Source organism: Mucilaginibacter sp. PAMB04168 (assembly GCF_039634365.2).
Lineage (GTDB): Bacteria > Bacteroidota > Bacteroidia > Sphingobacteriales > Sphingobacteriaceae > Mucilaginibacter.
Window position 1 is genome coordinate 5,042,977 of the sequence record NZ_CP155079.2, and the last position, 17,641, is coordinate 5,060,617.

General features: G+C 46.3%; 12 protein-coding genes and 1 pseudogene. 8 read left to right on the forward strand and 5 right to left on the reverse strand.

Annotated features, from left to right (window positions below; all coding sequences use genetic code 11):
- Positions 1-130: 130 nt before the first annotated feature.
- The gene (locus ABDD94_RS21180; RefSeq protein WP_345953903.1) at positions 131-3,229 is read left to right on the forward strand and encodes an amidohydrolase family protein; all 3,099 of its coding nucleotides are present in this window, start codon (positions 131-133) and stop codon (positions 3,227-3,229) included.
- An 18-nt stretch (positions 3,230-3,247) separates the two neighbouring features.
- Positions 3,248-4,570 carry an amidohydrolase family protein gene (locus ABDD94_RS21185; protein WP_345953904.1) on the forward strand — a complete coding sequence of 441 codons (1,323 nt, stop codon included), beginning with the start codon at positions 3,248-3,250 and terminating at the stop codon, positions 4,568-4,570.
- 161 nt (positions 4,571-4,731) lie between these two features.
- On the opposite strand, the pseudogene ABDD94_RS21190 reads toward ABDD94_RS21185, so the two are convergent.
- Positions 4,732-5,844, reverse strand: a pseudogene (locus ABDD94_RS21190) (anhydro-N-acetylmuramic acid kinase).
- A gap of 148 nt (positions 5,845-5,992) precedes the next feature.
- Here ABDD94_RS21190 and ABDD94_RS21195 point away from each other — a divergent pair.
- Together ABDD94_RS21195 and ABDD94_RS21200 are read left to right on the forward strand one after the other, a co-directional pair.
- A complete protein-coding gene (locus ABDD94_RS21195; RefSeq protein ID WP_345953905.1) occupies positions 5,993-7,126 on the forward strand; it encodes a DUF5009 domain-containing protein in 1,134 nt (377 codons plus the stop codon).
- 4 nt (positions 7,127-7,130) lie between these two features.
- On the forward strand, positions 7,131-7,604 hold the full coding sequence (locus ABDD94_RS21200; RefSeq protein WP_345950101.1) for a DUF2059 domain-containing protein: 474 nt from the start codon (positions 7,131-7,133) through the stop codon (positions 7,602-7,604).
- A 9-nt stretch (positions 7,605-7,613) separates the two neighbouring features.
- Here ABDD94_RS21200 and ABDD94_RS21205 read toward each other — a convergent pair whose 3' ends face one another.
- The gene (locus ABDD94_RS21205; protein ID WP_345953906.1) at positions 7,614-8,234 is read right to left on the reverse strand and encodes a hypothetical protein; all 621 of its coding nucleotides are present in this window, start codon (positions 8,232-8,234) and stop codon (positions 7,614-7,616) included.
- A 74-nt stretch (positions 8,235-8,308) separates the two neighbouring features.
- On the opposite strand from ABDD94_RS21205, the gene ABDD94_RS21210 reads away from it, so the two are divergent.
- On the forward strand, positions 8,309-10,999 hold the full coding sequence (locus tag ABDD94_RS21210) for a ligase-associated DNA damage response DEXH box helicase (RefSeq protein WP_345953907.1): 2,691 nt from the start codon (positions 8,309-8,311) through the stop codon (positions 10,997-10,999).
- A gap of 249 nt (positions 11,000-11,248) precedes the next feature.
- On the opposite strand, the gene ABDD94_RS21215 is transcribed toward ABDD94_RS21210, so the two are convergent.
- Positions 11,249-11,602 (reverse strand): MmcQ/YjbR family DNA-binding protein, encoded by a 354-nt coding sequence (locus ABDD94_RS21215; protein ID WP_345953908.1) that lies wholly within the window; start codon positions 11,600-11,602, stop codon positions 11,249-11,251.
- 158 nt (positions 11,603-11,760) lie between these two features.
- Here ABDD94_RS21215 and pepT point away from each other — a divergent pair, with 158 nt between their 5' ends.
- Together pepT and ABDD94_RS21225 are read left to right on the forward strand one after the other, a co-directional pair.
- Entirely contained in the window at positions 11,761-13,005 is a 1,245-nt protein-coding gene (gene pepT, locus ABDD94_RS21220; RefSeq protein ID WP_345953909.1) for a peptidase T, read from the forward strand.
- A 560-nt stretch (positions 13,006-13,565) separates the two neighbouring features.
- Complete coding sequence (locus tag ABDD94_RS21225) at positions 13,566-15,905, forward strand: tetratricopeptide repeat protein (protein ID WP_345953910.1); 2,340 nt, start codon at positions 13,566-13,568, stop codon at positions 15,903-15,905.
- Positions 15,906-16,101: 196 nt separating this feature from the next.
- Here the strand turns inward: ABDD94_RS21225 and ABDD94_RS21230 are convergent, their stop codons facing one another.
- Both ABDD94_RS21230 and ABDD94_RS21235 read right to left on the reverse strand, forming a co-directional pair.
- Entirely contained in the window at positions 16,102-16,503 is a 402-nt protein-coding gene (locus tag ABDD94_RS21230; RefSeq protein ID WP_345953911.1) for a group III truncated hemoglobin, read from the reverse strand.
- Complete coding sequence (locus ABDD94_RS21235; protein WP_345950094.1) at positions 16,481-16,978, reverse strand: MarR family transcriptional regulator; 498 nt, start codon at positions 16,976-16,978, stop codon at positions 16,481-16,483. The genes ABDD94_RS21230 and ABDD94_RS21235 overlap by 23 nt, the downstream gene beginning before the upstream one ends.
- A gap of 218 nt (positions 16,979-17,196) precedes the next feature.
- Here ABDD94_RS21235 and ABDD94_RS21240 point away from each other — a divergent pair, with 218 nt between their 5' ends.
- Positions 17,197-17,595, forward strand: a complete 399-nt coding sequence (locus tag ABDD94_RS21240) for a heme-binding protein (protein WP_345953912.1) — start codon at positions 17,197-17,199, stop codon at positions 17,593-17,595.
- The last annotated feature ends 46 nt before the right edge of the window (positions 17,596-17,641 follow it).

Below are 17,641 nucleotides of genomic sequence, written 5' to 3' on the forward strand. Positions count from 1 at the left end.
ATAGGATAAAATAGAGCGACGCCGATTTTTTGATGAATTTGATGTAACAATCCGGCTATTATTAAAAGTCTTCTATCATTTTAGCTGCTTAATTAAATATATTTAAACCGATTAACTCAAAAACTGCAAAATGAAGAAATTTTTACTCGCTTGTTTTGCCCTCCTGATTACCCATTTAAGCTATGCCCAGGAAACTTTCCCGGTTAACGGCTCATGGGATATAAGGACGGGGCAGTACGCCTTCACCAATGCAACCATTGTTGTAAGTGCAAGCCAAACCATTAACAATGGCACACTGGTTATTAAAGACGGTATCATAGAGTCGGTTGGTACCGGCGCAGTACCCAAGGGCTATGTGGCTATTGATTTAAAAGGTAAATTTATTTACCCAGGTCTTATAGATGCGTATACAACCTACGGTATACCCGAGGCTCCGCGCCAGGCTATGGGAGGCTTTGGCGGTGGCTTTAACCGCGTTTCAACTCCGGTGTCAACCAAACCCGGCCCTTACGCCTGGAATGATGCCATACGCCCTGATGTGCAAGCCCGCAAAATGTTTCATGTAAACACCGCCCGTGCTGATGAATTGAAACGCAATGGCTTTGGCGCCGTGCAAACATTGGTACAAGACGGTATTGCCCGAGGCACCTCAGCCGTATTAACCTTAGCTGATGCCAGCGACAATGAGGTACTGATTAAAGATGAAGTTGCTGCACATTATTCATTTAGCAAAGGTACTGCGGCCACCAATTATCCGTCATCATTAATGGGTAGTATTGCGTTGCTGCGCCAAACCTATTATGATGCACAATGGTACAAAGGGCAAAGCAAAGAGTACAATATTTCGTTAGCCGAGTTTAACCGCACACAGACACTGCCGCAGATTTTTGAGGTAGGCGATGTACAAAGCATACTCCGTGCCGATAAAATAGCCAAAGAGTTTGGCAAGCAATACATCTATAAAACAGACGGACAAGAGTACCAGCGCATTGATGCAGTAAAGGCTTTAAATGCCAGCTTCATTGTTCCGTTAAGCTTTCCTGCTGCTTTTGATGTGGAGGATGCTATAGAGGCACGCAATGTGAGCTACGCACAGTTAAAAAACTGGGAACTGGCTCCAACTAACCCGGCCGCTTTAGAAAAAGCCGGCATCCGCTTTGCTCTAACATCAGCAGGCTTAACCAACGCCCGCGATTTTTGGACCAACCTGCGTACAGCCATCAACAACGGACTGAGCGAGAAGCAAGCGCTGTTATCGTTAACTGAAATTCCGGCCGCTATGCTGGGTGTGAGCGATAAGGTAGGCACTTTAGCCAAAGGCAAGCTGGCTAACTTTGTGATCACTTCAGCCAATTTGTTTAAAGCCGATAATGTAATTTATGAAAACTGGGTACAAGGCCAAAAATTTGTAGTATCCAAAATGGATGTAAGCGACCTGCGCGGCACTTACACTTTAAGCGGCAGCGGCCTGGCTGGTACTACTTTAATAATTGGTGGTACACCCGGCGCTTACACTGCCAACATTAACCGCACCGGTGCCGATAGCGCCCGTGCCCAAGGCACCATTGTTCGCACCGGCGATCTGGTGAACTTATACTTCGACTTAAAAAACAAACCATCGGGCAACATTCGCCTAAATGGTTATATTACTTCGTTATCACCTGTTACCTTAAAAGGCGATGGTATATTGCCCGATGGCAGCGCTGCTAAATGGACCGCAACTTATACCGGCGCCGCCACCGGCGGCTTTGGCGGCCGCGGCGGCCGAGGCCCGGGTGCCGATCAAACGGCCAAAGCGCCTGTTGTTGGCCCTGTTGTTTATCCGTTTGCAGCTTTTGGCAACACAAAAGTACCTACCACCGAGACCACCTTGTTTAAAAATGCTACCGTTTGGACCAACGAAAAAGAAGGCGTCCTGAAAAACGCTGACGTACTGATTGAGGGCGGTAAAATAAAAGCAGTAGGTAAAAACCTGGCTGCTGGCAGCGCTAAGGTGATTGATGCTACCGGCAAACATATTTCAGCTGGTATTGTGGATGAGCACTCGCACATTGCGGCCACAAACGGCATTAACGAGGGCACGCAATCGGTAACATCCGAAGTTCGTATAACCGACGTAATAGATGCCGAAGATGTTAACATTTACCGCCAGTTGGCCGGTGGTGTTACTACATCGCACATTTTGCATGGTTCGGCAAACGCTATTGGCGGTCAAACCCAGTTAATCAAGCTTCGTTGGGGTGTACTGCCCGAGCAGTTAAAGTTTGAAGGCAGCGATGGTTTCATCAAATTTGCCCTGGGCGAAAACGTAAAACAAAGTAACCGCCCGCAGCAGTTTGGCGATGCCAACGTGCGTTTCCCGCAAACCCGCATGGGTGTTGAGCAAGTGTATATTGATGCCTTTACCCGTGCTAAAGAATACAAGGCTGCACGTGCCGCCAAAAACAGCACCACCCGCCGCGATCTGGAACTGGATGCATTGGTTGAAATTTTGGATGGTAAACGTTTTATCACCTGCCACTCTTACGTACAATCAGAAATCAACATGCTGATGCACGTGGCCGATTCTATGGGCTTTAAGATCAACACCTTTACCCACATTTTGGAAGGCTATAAGGTAGCCGATAAAATGAAGGCCCGTAAAATTGCTGGCTCTACGTTTTCAGACTGGTGGGCTTACAAAATGGAAGTGGCAGAGGCTATTCCGTACAACGGCAAGCTGATGCACGAAGTAGGCGTATTAACCGGCTTTAATTCTGATGATGCCGAGATGGCCCGCCGCCTTAACCAGGAAGCAGCCAAAGCGGTTACCTACGGCATGATGAGCGAAGAAGACGCGCTTAAACTGGTTACCCTTAACCCGGCTAAAATGCTGCATGTGGATAACCGCATTGGCAGTATCAAACCAGGCAAGGATGCTGACCTGGTTTTATGGTCGGCCAACCCGCTTTCTATTTACGCTGTTGCCGAAAAAACCTATGTTGATGGCATCCCTTACTGGGACTATGCAAAGGATGGTGACCGCCAAAAAGCGATGAAAGCTGATGAAGGCCGCATCATTCAAAAAATGATTGAATCGAAAAGCCGCGGTAACGCTACACAACGCCCGGCCTTTCAACGCCCGCGTTTATACGAGTGCGAAGATATTGAAGACGCAGCCTACGTAATAGCCGACGATTATAACCGCATGAACCAAAATCAAACTAACGTTCAAAAAGCGCAGCATTAATTCCTCATTATAATCATCATGAAAAAGAAATTAGTTTTAAGTTTTGGAGGATTGATGCTGAGCGCCGTCCTCGCGTTTGGCCAGGCTAACATTATGCCGGCCAAGCCACAAGCAGGCCCTGTTGTAATTACAGGGGCAATGATACACGTAGGTAACGGCAAGGTGATCAGCAATGGTTACATTGCTTTTGATAAAGGCAAAATAACCGCCATTGGCGAAGGAACCGCCCCCAACACGGCAGGCGCTACAATAGTAAATGCTAACGGCAAGCAAGTATACCCTGGTTTTATATGCCCTATCACTTCACTAGGTTTGGTGGAGTTTGAATCGGTAAGGGCTACAGACGATGAAACCGAAACCGGCGAATTAAACCCGCATGTACGTTCATTAATTGCCTACAATACCGACTCTAAGGTTATACCAACCGTTCGTTCAAACGGTGTGTTGCTGGCACAGCCTACGCCACAAGGCGGCACTATGCCTGGTCAGTCATCGGTAATGATGCTGGATGGCTGGAACTGGGAAGATGCCGCTTACAAAAAAGACATCGGCATTCACATGACCTGGCCTGTAGCGCGTGCTGCCCGCGGTCGGCGTGGTGGTTTTGGCGCTCCGGGTGGAGCTCTGCAAGAGTCGCCGGCTGAGCGCGCGCAAAAAGCTATTGATGGGTTCGTTAGTCTCTTCTCGCAAGCAAAAAGCTATGCGGAGGCCAAACCAGCGGTAACCAATGTACGCCTGGCCGCTATGGTAGGTTTATTTAATGGCACCAAAAAGCTATTCATCAATGCCGATGGCGCTAAAGAGATTATGCAGGCAGTAAACTTTGCCAAGCAATTTGGTGTACAGGCCGTAATTGTTGGTGGTCGCGAATCTTACCTGGTCACCGATATCCTGAAAGACAACAATGTACCGGTTGTAATCAAAGAAACCCAAGCCCTGCCCGATAAGGACGAAGACGATGTTTACCTCCCCTACAAATTGCCGCACCTGCTGCAGGAAGCCGGCGTAATGTATGGCTTAACGGGTACCGGTTTCTGGCGTCAGCGCAATTTGCCTTTTGAGGCAGGCCAGGCGGTGGGTTACGGCTTAACCAAAGAGCAGGCTGTATCCATGATTACCCTTAACAATGCCAAAATATTAGGTATCGATAAAACAACCGGCACCTTAGAAACCGGCAAAGACGCCAACCTCTTTATTTCAACCGGTGATGCCCTGGACATGCTTACCCTGAACGTAGAAAATGCCTACATACAAGGCAAAAGCATAAGCTTGGACAACCTGCATAAACAACTATACAAACGCTACAGCGAAAAGTATGGATTAAAGGCAAATGTGAATTAAGAGCGGGGTATAGCGTACCAATCTTTAAAGGAAAAATGCTTGCCGGTGGCAAGCCTTTTTCCTTTAAAGTGTAATTTAACAAAGCTATTATCAGGGTATCATTTTCGAGTGCTAGCCAGAACACTTTTTTTAAATCGATAGGTGCTCCGTAGGTTTGCGGCTTACGCCGGAAAGCTAAACTTGCCCATTAATATTGCCGGGTTTGTACCAATGGAAACAGGCTCATCCGCAACCGCCTCATTGGCCAGCAAGGCGAACAAAATAGCCTCTTTAGCATCTGCGTTAATGCCTATAATATTGGTATCTGCAATTTGCACCGCAGGGAAAGCCTTGCGAAGATGATTAACAAGACAGGTATTTTTCGCCCCACCTCCGCTAAGCAGTAATTGGGTGATATTATCAGCAATATTGGCTTTAACAAAATTGATGATACCTTCTGCTGTAAATGCCGTTAATGTGGCCACCAAATCTTGGGGCTGGATACCTAACGTATCTGATTTTTACTGGGCCTCCTGCACATATTGTTTACTGAACAACTCTGGTCCTGTTGTTTTGGGTGCTGGCTGGGTAAAAAACGGGTGCTGTAGCAATTGTGTTAAAAGGGGTTGGCTTACACGACCACTGAGAGCTATGCGCCCACCGTTATCATAAGGCTGGTTAAAGTATTTTTGACAGGCAGCATCGATCAAGGTATTGCCGGGGCCAACATCCGTGCAGATGATATTCTGTTTACTGGCTGGCAACCAGGTAAGGTTAGCTATGCCACCAATGTTAAGCAGTATTCTGTTTTGGTGTGGATGACTGCCCAGCAACACATCGCCGTACAATACCAGCGGCGCTCCCTCGCCGCCGCCGGCCACATGCTTTTGCCTGAAATCGCTGATGGTTATAACACCGGTTTTTACTGCTATGTGATCACCATCGCCTATTTGAAGGGTGGCATTAGGGTAGCCTTCCAGTCCGTGCAGGCGCTGCGGTGCATGATAAACAGTTTGCCCATGACTGGCAATCAGATCTACATCACCTGCCTGGTATCCCCAATGCTGTAACATGTTACATACATATTCACCATGCAGGCTGCCAATGCTGGCATTGAGTAGGCATAGTTTTTCGAGGCTAACTTGCTTTTGTGCAAATACCTCCCGAACATCCTGCCTGAAGGTATCCATATAGGCAACAGTAGTAAAATCAAGTAATTGGAACGTGGTATTAAAACCGCTGCCACTAAACCAGCACAAGGCAATATCCAGCCCGTCAAGTGAGGTACCCGACATGAGGCCCACAATATTCGCTCAGGCTTTTGAGCGATAGTAAACATCTTGCTTAAATTGGCATTCAGCATACGCTAAGGTAGGTAAAAATCATATCCTCAACATCTACACTATACTTACTTAAATAATTGTTTACATTTATGCAACGCATATGACTTCAAACCTTACAACAAAAAGCCCCCGGCTTCTCTCGCTCGATGTTTTTCGCGGCATTACCGTAATGGCCATGATACTGGTAAATAACCCCGGCAGCTGGGGTCACATTTATCCGCCTTTAGAACATGCAGCCTGGAACGGCTGCACCCCAACCGATCTGGTGTTTCCTTTCTTTCTGTTTATTGTGGGCATATCTATCCCGTTTGCAATGGAAACCAAAAAGGCAGACCCATCTACACACATGACCCTCATGTTAAAAGCGCTTCGCCGGGCTGTCATCATTTTTCTGCTGGGTGTGTTTATGTCTTTTTTCTTGAATTGGGATTTGAGCACCGTGCGTATTCCGGGCGTTCTGCAACGCATTGCGCTGGTGTATCTTATTTGCAGTTTAATTTATATTAAAACAGGCTACCGCGTGCAGGCAGTACTGGCCGCATTATTTTTAATAGGCTATTATTTGCTTATGACCCGTGTGCCCGTACCGGGCGGCACAGCACCCAACCTGGAACCCGAAACCAACCTGGGTGCCTGGCTGGATTGCACCATATTTACCAGCGCCCACTTGTGGAAACAAAGCAAAACGTGGGATCCGGAAGGTTTGCTTAGTTCAATGCCCGCTTTATCTACCGGTTTGCTGGGTATATTGACCGGCACTTGGCTCAGGCAAAAAAACTATACCAGCCAAACCAAAGTTTATGCCTTGCTGGGTGCAGGCATATTGCTTACAGGCTTAGGGTTATTATGGAACGTTTGGTTCCCTATCAATAAATCGTTATGGACCAGTTCATATGTGCTGTTTGCAGGCGGCTTGGGCATGCTTTGCTTTATGTTGTGTTACTGGCTTATTGATGTACAAGGCTACCGCCGCTTTACCAAGCCTTTTGTAGTTTACGGTGTAAATGCCATTACGGTGTTTGTGGTTTCGGGCATGATGGCACGTGCCATGGGCCGTATAAAAGTCAACTTTCAGGGCGACAAAGCAAGTTTAAACACTGCACTTTACGACACCCTCTTTACGCCGTACTTTTCTCCCATAAATGCCTCCCTGGGCTGGGCAATTGGCTATGTATTATTATGGATGGCAATCTTGTGGGTTATGTACAATAGAGGTATCTTGATCAAAATTTAACGAAATGTCTTCTCCATCAAAATTCTTATTGATTTGTTTATTGGTTTTAACTGCAGGCTTAGCAAAAGCACAAACCGCTACGCCGTCAGCCAGTCATCTTAAGGCTGCCGAAGCTTTGCTCAATGCAACTGATATGGCGGCCCAGTTACCCCGCTCATACAGTGCTATTGTTGATGCAAGCAGTGCACAAGTTCCGGCCGACAAAAAAGCGAAGTTCAAAGAAATAATGTTAGCCTTTTTAACCAAGTACATGAACTTTAATGCCATGAAGCCAGACTTGGTTACCCTGTATGCGCAAGAATTCACAGAAACTGAACTAAAACAAATAACTCAGTTTTATTTAACGCCTGCCGGAAAAAAAGTAAACGAAAGACTACCGGCACTCTTGCAAAAAGGCATGGCATTGGGTCAGCAAAAAATGCAGGCACACCTGCCCGAATTTCAGGCCGAGTTGCAAAAGGCTTTTGGGCCTCAGTAAAGTTATATCCTATTTTATAATTTGCAGATTTTCATAAAACGGCAAATATAAGCTGCCTGTTTTATCTTGTGGTTCGCCTATTATAATAGCTGAACAATTGCTGTAGGAGTCAATTTCAAACGTAATGCCACGGGTTGTGGTGTATAAGGTAAACTGCTTCTTGCCCTTTGTATAATAAGCTGCCTTTGTAAGCTCGTAATGCTGCTTTATCTGCTGCAATGGCACGCCTGTACGCACGCTGTCGGCCGTTGTAAACCAGGGCGAGGTAATGCGTATTTGTTTTACGCGGGCGGTTTCATCACTAGTACCCATTTGCCGGGCAGTATAAATCATGGTTTGATGTGCGGTACTATCATGGTTGGCGTACCATATGGACACTGCCTTACCCATGGCGGCGTCACCAGCATCTGGCCTACCCAGTCGTTTTACTACTTCAGCACCGTTATCATTTAATACTGTACGACCTACAGACTTGCCGGGAACGATAAGCCTGTCGGCAGGAACCGGCTTAACCGATTCCGTATCCACATGTTTAACAGAATCAAAGGGTTGATTTTGAGCTTGACTAGAATCAGATGATGGTTTGCAGGCCATCATTAGTAAGGCTGATGTATAAAGCAGGTAGCGCATATATACTATATACAAACAACACACCGTTACTGTTGGCATGCAACTAAAATACGGTTGCTTTGTATTATTACAACATGAGTAGCAAAGGGCAGGAAATAATTAGCCGGTGGTTTAAACAAAAAGGATGGCAGCAGTTCCCGTTTCAGCAGGAAATGCAGGACGCCTATTTGGCCGGCTATTCGGGCCTGCTCAACGCCCCTACCGGCAGCGGTAAAACATTTGCGCTGTTTTTACCCTTCCTGGTGGGTTACATCAATCAATACCCTGACACCTATAAAACCCGCACCAACAACGGCCTGCTTATGTTGTGGATAACGCCCTTGCGCGCTTTAACCAATGATATACGAAAGGCCATGCAGGAAGTATGTGATGAATTGGAACTTCCCTGGCGCATAGGCACCCGCACCGGCGATACCTCTGCTGCCGAAAAGCAGGCCCTACGTAAAAAACTACCTGAAGTACTGCTCACCACGCCCGAAAGCCTACACCTGATGCTGGCCCAAAAAGACTACCCTAAACTATTCCAGCACCTCCAAGTGGTGGTTATAGACGAGTGGCACGAACTCCTGGGCAGCAAACGCGGCGTACAGGTTGAACTGGGACTATCGAGGCTGAAGGGGTTGAGAGGCGAAGAAAGCACAAAGCACGAAGTAGAGGGAGCCAGGAATGAGAAAGAAGTTACAGCGCATGAACTACAAAAAACAGTCAACTCAAACAATAAATCCGGAATTAAAAGCTCCGTACCCCGTACTAAAGACACTGGGCATCTAAAAATCTGGGGCATAAGCGCTACTATTGGCAACCTGGAGCAGGCGGCGGAGGTGTTGCTGGGTAACAATTATCCGGCCGATAGGATGCGGATGATCAGGGCTAACATTAATAAAAAGCTGGATATACAATCGGTAATTCCCGAAGATGTGGAGAACTACTCCTGGACCGGTCACATTGGCCTGAAACTGTTACCCGAAGTGATGGAGATTGTAGCCAACAGTAAAACCACGCTTATTTTTACCAATACGCGCGCACAGTCCGAAATTTGGTATCACGCCATTTTAGACCGCTACCCCGAGTATGCTGGCATTATGGCCATGCACCACGGCTCGCTTGATAATGAACTGCGCAACTGGGTAGAGCAGGCGCTGCACCAAGGTATATTAAAGGTGGTGGTTTGCACCTCAAGCTTGGACTTGGGGGTCGATTTTCGTCCGGTAGATACTGTAGTGCAAGTAGGCAGCCCCAAAGGTGTTGCCCGTTTTATGCAGCGGGCCGGACGTAGTGGTCACCATCCGGGTGCGGTGTCTAAAGCCTATTTTATTCCTACACACTCCCTGGAGTTATTGGAAGGCGCAGCCTTAAAACAGGCTATCGAAAATGTAAATTTTGAAAGCCGCGACCCTATTTTGCTGGCTATGGATGTATTGATCCAATACATGGTTACGCTGGCGGTATCAGACGGTTTCCACGCCGACCAGTTGTACAATGAAGTAAAAAGCACCTTCTCTTTTGCCGATCTGCGCGAAAGCGAGTTTGGCGAGTTGCTAACGTTTATTACAACTGGTGGCGCCACCCTATCACAATATGACGAGTTTTTAAAGGTTGAGGTTGAGGACGGCTTATACAAGGTGAACAGCCGACGGGTAGCTATGCGGCACCGTTTCAGCATCGGCACTATTACCAGCAGCGTGAGCCTGCGGGTTAAGCTGCTGCATGGCGGAGGGTTGGGATCTATCGAAGAAAGCTTTGTATCACGCCTTAAACCCGGTGATACATTTTGGTTTGCCGGCCGCAGCCTCGAATTTGTGCAACTGAAAGAAATGACGGCTTTCGTCAAAAAATCAACCAAAACCAAGGGACTTATACCAAGTTGGGCGGGTGGGCGCATGCCGCTTTCATCGCAACTATCGTCGGTACTGCGCGATAAGCTGGACGAGGTGGCCCATCATCAGGAAAAAGACCCGGAAGTGAAGGCGCTCCGCTCACTATTTAACCTGCAGGAAGAACTCTCACATCTGCCCAAAAAAAGTGATCTGCTGATTGAGTCGTTCGAATCGCGCGATGGGCACCATTTGTTTTTTTATCCGTTTGAAGGCCGGCTGGTGCATGAGGGCATGGCATCATTAATTGCCTACCGCATTGGCAAAATTAAAAAAGCAACCTACAGCATTGCCATGAACGATTATGGCTTTGAGCTGCTTACCGATGAGCCCATCCCACTCATGGAAGCACTGGAAGAAGATCTGTTCAGCATTCACAGCTTAATAGACGATATACAACATAGCCTGAATGCCAATGAAATGGCACGCCGCCGTTTCAGGGATATTGCCAACATTGGCGGGCTGGTATTTACCGGCTACCCTGGTCAGCCTGTAAAAAACCGGCACCTGCAGGCCAGCACAGGGTTGCTGTTTGATGTGTTTATGGAATATGAGCCCGATAACCTGCTCATCAGGCAATCATTTAATGAAGCGCTGGCATTCCAGTTGGAAGAATTCAGGCTAAGGGCGGCACTACAGCGCATCCAGACCCAGGAAATTGTTATTAAAAAAGTGGAGCGCCCTACGCCTTTCGCCTTCCCTATTATGGTAGACCGCCTTCGGGAAAAACTGACCCTAGAAAGTTTGGAAGAACGCGTAGCCAAAATGGCTCGTCGGTATGATGCTTTTGATCAGGATACCCTTGCCGAGCCGCAGCCTGAACCTGCTAAGGGTAAGGAAAAGAAGCCAGCTCCGTCAAAACGCCGTAGCCCCTACATTAAACGCGTTTAGCGGCTGCACTTCCACACCGGCCCTTACTGTTGTGGAAGCGTTTGCCCAAAAAACTTCGGGTCGGACATAAAAAACGCCGCTGCTGGGCTTTAAAGCATAGTTTACATAACTGGAATGCACTTTGCAACCTTTTGTATGTAACTAACGTACAAGCACATGATGATAGCCTTAATTATTTCCTTAGTTGTTGTAAACCTTGTGGTGGCGCTTTATAAACGTCGTACTATATAAGTCAACATAACTTCCTTATTATTTGCTAAAAAGCTCCGCCTGTATTTTTTTAGGCAGGCTTTTAACAATAAGCTCGTACGAATGATCTATCATTTCGCACAGTTGCTTGCGGGTGAGCGAGCCATCCATGTACACAGTATTCCAATGCGTTTTATTCATGTGATAGCCGGGTTGCACTTCGCTGAATTGTTCACGCCATTCCATAGCCAACTCTGGGTCGCATTTAACATTAAAGCGGTTACCCGTATCCAGGCTGGTTAGCAAAAATATCTTACCACCCACTTTAAATACCAGCGTTTCTTCGCCAAAAGGCATCGCCTCTTCAGTGTATGGTTTCTGCAGGCAGTAGTCACGCAGTTCTTCCGTATTCATCCATTAAAGGTAATATAATTTGTGTATTCGTTCCGTGTCGGGCACTTGTCATTTCGAGAGATAACAAGTGTAGTATTAAGAAAGGTAGAAATCGGCACAATGATAAAAAACACTAAGTATGTCACAAAACACCATCTTTGTTCGGATATTTGAATACTATGAATCTACGCGACTTTACTGTTACCCAACGCTTTTTACGTTATGTAACTATAGATACCCAGTCAGACCCCGAATCATCAACTTACCCATCTACCGAAAAGCAAAAAAACCTTGGCCGTGTGCTGGTACAGGAACTTCTGGAAATGGGCATTAATGATGCACACTTGGACGAATACGGTTATGTGTACGCCACCATACCCGCAAACACTTCCAAAGTAAATGTGCCGGTTATTTGCTTTTGCTCGCATATGGATACCTCGCCCGATAGCAGTGGCAAAGGCGTTAAACCCATTATTCACCGCAATTACCAGGGTCAGGATTTGGTGCTGCCAGATGATAACACCCAGGTGCTTAAGCCCCAAAACCACCCTGAGCTACGTAATCAAATAGGCAACGATATTATAACTGCCAGCGGCACCACCCTACTGGGCGCCGACAATAAAGCTGGCGTAGCCGAAATTATGGATGCTTGCTACCAACTGCTTCATCATCCCGAAATTAAACACGGAACCATCAAAATACTTTTTACGCCTGATGAGGAAATAGGCCGCGGTGTAGACAAGGTTGATCTTAAAAAGCTGGGCGCCTTTGCTGCATACACCATGGATGGTGAAACCGCCGGCAACATGGAGAACGAAACCTTTTCGGCCGACGGCGCTAAACTGCTGATCAGTGGCGTAAGCGCTCACCCGGGCTTTGCTAAAGGGCAAATGCTAAGCGCCATTAAAATTGCCGGACAAATTATTGCAGCGCTGCCATTCGGGTTATCGCCCGAGGGTACCGAGGGCAAGCAGGGCTTTGTACACCCTGTGGGTATAAGCGGCCATGTAGAGCACGCTATGATTGAATTCATTATTCGTGATTTTGATACGGATGCATTAAAGCAACACGCGCAAACCATTAGGGATATTACCGAAAACATATTGAAAGGCTTTCCGGGTGCTACCTACAAACTACAGGTTAAGGAGCAGTACCGCAACATGAAACAGGCGCTGGATGAACACCCCCACATTGTAGATTACGGCATGGAGGCCATCCGTCGTGCCGGATTAGACGCCAAACTATGCAGTATTCGTGGCGGAACCGACGGATCACGGCTCTCGTTTATGGGGTTGCCTTGCCCTAACATTTTTGCTGGGGAGCATGCCTTTCATGGTCGCCAGGAATGGGTATCGGTACAAGACATGCAGAAGGCTGTAGAAACCATACTGCACCTTGGCGCTATTTGGGAAGAGCGCAGTTAATTACAGCAGCTTTACGCTATTGTATAGGTAATTTATCACCCGCATCTCTTACGCTAAAGCTACCTGCAGTTTTACCCAAAAATGGGCGTGTATTTAAGCCCTATTACAACTATAAAGAATATGCTGGTTTTAATGAACCACATCATACAAAAGCCAGCGTATTCTTTTGCTACGCCTTACCCCAAGCAGTTATTTGCATGATAGTTGTAACTACTCCATACAAAACAATAAACATATGGCTATCCCAGTTAATGAAGCACAATGCAATTAACTTATAGTTATACACTGGTTACTCCGTCTGCTATTGTTTAAATTTGTCGCTTTTTAATGTTTAAGCGTGTTTTTTATATAGTTATTAAATTTTAACAAACAAGTTTGCCAGAATTAGTTGCACAAATCCTTGCTTAACATCCGCTTTGGGCTTTATTAATTAAACTTAGAGCAAAATGTGTATTTTAGTACGGGTTTAAAGAAGTGCAGAAGGCATATCCTTAATTTAGGGTATACTCTTGATGGCAACGCTGTTTTTAGCTGGCACTGGCAAAACTGCTTTTTATAATATGGGGAAATTATTACTTATTCTATCGCTTATTTTACCCATTTGGGCAAATGCTCAAACCACAGCGTCTTACATACAGGCAGGCAATGCTAAAGATAAGGTCAAGAATTATAATGGCGCTATACAGGATTATACCCACGCGCTTCAGCTCGATTCGACTAATGTAAATGCCGTTTTTTACCGCGCAAACTCGCGCACCAATACAGGTGACTTTGCCGGCGCCATTGCCGACTATACGCAAACCATCAGGTTAAAATCAGACAAGGGCGAAGCTTATTACTACCGCGCCAATGCACACAGTAATTTGCAGCACTATGAAGACGCTGTAAAAGATTACACTACGGCGTTGCGCTATTTGCCTAACAATGCTGACATTTATCATTATCGCGCCAACGCTAAAAGCAACCTGAAGGATTTTATAGGCGCTGTAGATGATTTTAATAAAGCCATACAGCTTAAGCCTAACAATGCCGACCTGTACACCTACCGGGGCGTAGCCAAAAGCAATATGGGCGATAATGCCGGCGCTATACTAGATTACGACCGTGCCATTAAATTTAAGCCCAACAGCTCTGAATTGTATTACTATCGCGCCAATGCCAAAGCTACCTTAAAGAATTACAACGGCTCCATTTTAGATTTTGATAAAGCCATTGCCTTAAACCCACGCAATGCCGAGGCCTTTTATTACAGGGGCAACGCTAAGGTAAATATGGGTAATAACCAGGGCGCCATTAATGACTATAACCAGGCAATGCGCCTCAATCCAAAATTATCAGAGCTGAACCATTACCTGGCTAACGCCAAAATAAACGTAGCCGATAACCGTGGTGCTATTGTAGAGTACACCAAAGCCATTACGCAAAACCCAAACAATGCCGAACTGTATGTAAGGCGCGGCGTAGCCCGCTTAAACATTGGCGATAAAGTAAACGCCCTGGCCGACCTTAACAAGGCCATCCAGCTTTCGCCTGATGGTTACCCCGAGGCTTACCGTGCGCGTGCCGGTATACGCTATGATAACAAGGATTATGAAGGCGCCATTGATGATGCCGATTTTGTAATTAAAAGCAATGATAAGGATGATGGTGCATTTGCTATACGGGGTAATTCTAAAGCAGAATTAAAAGATACGGTTAATGCTTTGAGCGATTTGAATACGGCAATTGAACTGAATAACCGCAACAGCTATACCTATTACTCGCGCGGTAACGTAAAGCGCGATTTGAAAGACTTACGCGGTGCTGTAGAAGATTACACCCGCGCCATTGAGCTGCGCCCCGATTATATGGACGCCTACCTGGAACGCGGCAACGTGCGTGCACGCTTACGCAACTTTGCCGGCGCGGCGCAGGATTACCAGCGTGTGCTCGACAATTCTCCAAGAAGCGAGGAGGCTTATTTAAAACTCGGTAACGCCCGTGCCTTGTTTCGGGATTACCAGGGCGCTATTGATACGTACAACCTGGGTATAAAGATCAATCCAAAAAATACCGCATTTTTTATTAAACGTGGTGTAGCCAAAAGTAAGCTGGGCGATACGCAGGGTGCCGCACGTGATTTTAACCAGGTATTGCGCATTGATACCGGATCGGCAGAGGCTTACCAGAACCGGGGTAACCTGAAAGCCGGTTACGGTGATTTTGAAGGTGCTCTTGCCGATATAAATAAGGCAATTTCGCAACGCCAAAGCGAGGAAGCTTACTTGTTTTTAGGAAATGCCAAAGCCGGCTTAAATGACCATTTAGGGGCGATAGATGCTTACAACAAAGCGCTTGACATAAATACCAACAGTGCCAAGGCTTATTATTTCAGGGGCTTATCCAAAGCTTATTTGCCTGATTCATTAAGCGCAATGGATGATTTTAAAAAGGCGTATGAAAACGACCCGCAGGATGAGGACGTTTTTGTATACCGGGGCCTGGCTAAATTTGCCTTGCAGGATTCTATTAACGCCATACAAGAGTACAACACCGCTATTGATATGAACCCTAACAACTCGGATGCTTACCTGTACCGCGGCGTGGCAAAGTTTAAACTGCAAGATTACCGTGGTGCTATGCTGGATTATACCACAGCTATACAAATGAACGCCGCAAACAAAATGGCTTTCCTGCGCAGAGGAGAACTTAAGGTGCAGCAGAGAGATAGTCGGGGCGCCATTGACGACTTTACGGCCGCCATTGCGCTTGATACCCGCTTACGCCAGGCTTACTACCAACGTGGTATGATACGCGTACAAGTATCGGCCGAAAAAATAAATGGCTGTATGGACCTGAGTAAAGCAGGCGAATTAGGCTTAAAGGAAGCTTACGACGCAATCAGGAAATATTGTAACTAACCTATTAGCTGCCTAGGTTACCTTCAAGTAAGATTATGGGCTAATTGAATGCAGGTGCCGAAGGGAGGGCATTCTCTTTAGCGCTTAACTCCAACCCTCTTTTGCCCTGCAGGTAGGTTTCAGATGATATAGCCAAAATTTTTAGTCTTTATTATCATTTGCTTAACTTGACAAGCAGGCAACCACTTATAAAGTATTACACAATTATTTTACTAAAGCCATCTTTCACACGGCTAAGCTTGGCCTGAAACATGATGCTCATGAGTTCGGCGCGTTTCTTGGCATCATCGGCCATGGGCCCTTCAAAGTTGTCGTTAACAGTTTGGTTAAACACTTGCAACCAGCGGTCAAAATGCTGTGGTTGTATAGATAACGGCGCATGCCGTGCAAAAGGGTTGCCCCTAAAGCCAGCTACACAAAACAAGGCAGCATTCCAAAAGGCATACATTTTATCCAAATGAGGCTGCCAGTCATCCTTAATTACGTCGGCAAACACCGGTCCAAGCAGCTCATCGTTCCTTACACTGGCATAAAACCGATCTACCAGCAGCTTAATGCTTTCCAAATCCTTAATATCAAACTTCACTTTCCTTACCATCACTTAGCTTTTCTTTTATTCTAAGATACATATTCCTTTTGTCGAGCGCTTTCTCCAACTGACCTAAAATGTTTAGTAGATTAGTATCGGCTTCGCTCAGCCAATGTTCGTTTTCAGTCCTAATCACCTCCAGCACCGGTGCCAGCTGTCGTAACAGCTTTTTACCGCTGGCCGATAAAGACACCATCCGCTTACGGCCGTCATTTTCATCCTTTTGTGCAATAATAAGCTTAGCCTTCAGCATCTGGTCGGCAAACTGCACAATAGCGGGGTGCGTCAGCTTTAATTCATCAGCGATATCAACAATAGACATTACCTTTCTCCGGTTTAGCAGTTCAAGCACCAAAAACCATTTTGATTCAAAATTAAGATTAAGCTCCTTGTATATCTTGTTTACGTCTTGCGCCAGCCGGTCGCTCAGGCGTTTCAAGCGCGTAGCCAAAGCCAGCTCGGCCAGTTCGGTAATAAGGTCCATAGTTGATAAATAGTTCCCTAATATACAATCTTTCCTGCACCCATGCGACTCCTAAAGTGCGCCTGAAGGCTTGCAAGCAGCTTTTTACCAGATTTATAAACTAAGCTTCAAACCGGCTATCTTCAAACCGGCAAAATTCTTTATTCGTTTTTAGCATAGTATAATTAAAACCGAATACCCAGCCGCCTGTAGTTAGATATACCAACAACGACTAAAAAATGAATATTACATTAGAACAAGCGCAGGCAGTTATAACGGCAGCCCAGTTAAAAGCGCAGGAGATTGGCGTGCCCATGAATATTGCCGTGGTAGATGCCGGCGCTAATTTGAAAGCCTTTGCGCGCATGGATAATGCCTGGCTTGGCTCTGTAGATATATCGATCAAGAAAGCCAAAACGGCACGTTTTTTTGATATGGAATCGGGCGATATAGGTGGCTTATCACAACCCGGAGGCCCCTTGTACAACATTGAAGTATCTAACGGCGGGTTGATATCTTTTCCGGGTGGCGTGCCGTTGAAAAGCGCCAGTGAGATTGTTGGCGCTATAGGCGTATCGGGCGGTAGTGTAGAACAAGACCGTGAGGTGGCTTTGGCCGGAGTTGCCGCTTACAAATAAGAATAAAGTGCTTACTGGTACATACTAGTAAGCACTTATTCTTTTT

Excerpts from the sequence above, each read along its gene's own strand:
- ABDD94_RS21240 (WP_345953912.1), top strand. The coding sequence starts at position 17,197 with ATGAATATTACATTAGAACAAGCGCAGGCAGTTATAACGGCAGCCCAG.
- ABDD94_RS21200 (WP_345950101.1), top strand. The coding sequence starts at position 7,131 with ATGTCTTCTCCATCAAAATTCTTATTGATTTGTTTATTGGTTTTAACT.
- ABDD94_RS21225 (WP_345953910.1), top strand. The coding sequence starts at position 13,566 with ATGGGGAAATTATTACTTATTCTATCGCTTATTTTACCCATTTGGGCA.
- ABDD94_RS21185 (WP_345953904.1), top strand. The coding sequence starts at position 3,248 with ATGAAAAAGAAATTAGTTTTAAGTTTTGGAGGATTGATGCTGAGCGCC.
- ABDD94_RS21195 (WP_345953905.1), top strand. The coding sequence starts at position 5,993 with ATGACTTCAAACCTTACAACAAAAAGCCCCCGGCTTCTCTCGCTCGAT.
- ABDD94_RS21230 (WP_345953911.1), bottom strand. The coding sequence starts at position 16,503 with ATGGTAAGGAAAGTGAAGTTTGATATTAAGGATTTGGAAAGCATTAAG.
- ABDD94_RS21205 (WP_345953906.1), bottom strand. The coding sequence starts at position 8,234 with ATGCGCTACCTGCTTTATACATCAGCCTTACTAATGATGGCCTGCAAA.
- ABDD94_RS21180 (WP_345953903.1), top strand. The coding sequence starts at position 131 with ATGAAGAAATTTTTACTCGCTTGTTTTGCCCTCCTGATTACCCATTTA.
- ABDD94_RS21235 (WP_345950094.1), bottom strand. The coding sequence starts at position 16,978 with ATGGACCTTATTACCGAACTGGCCGAGCTGGCTTTGGCTACGCGCTTG.
- ABDD94_RS21210 (WP_345953907.1), top strand. The coding sequence starts at position 8,309 with ATGAGTAGCAAAGGGCAGGAAATAATTAGCCGGTGGTTTAAACAAAAA.
- pepT (WP_345953909.1), top strand. The coding sequence starts at position 11,761 with ATGAATCTACGCGACTTTACTGTTACCCAACGCTTTTTACGTTATGTA.
- ABDD94_RS21215 (WP_345953908.1), bottom strand. The coding sequence starts at position 11,602 with ATGAATACGGAAGAACTGCGTGACTACTGCCTGCAGAAACCATACACT.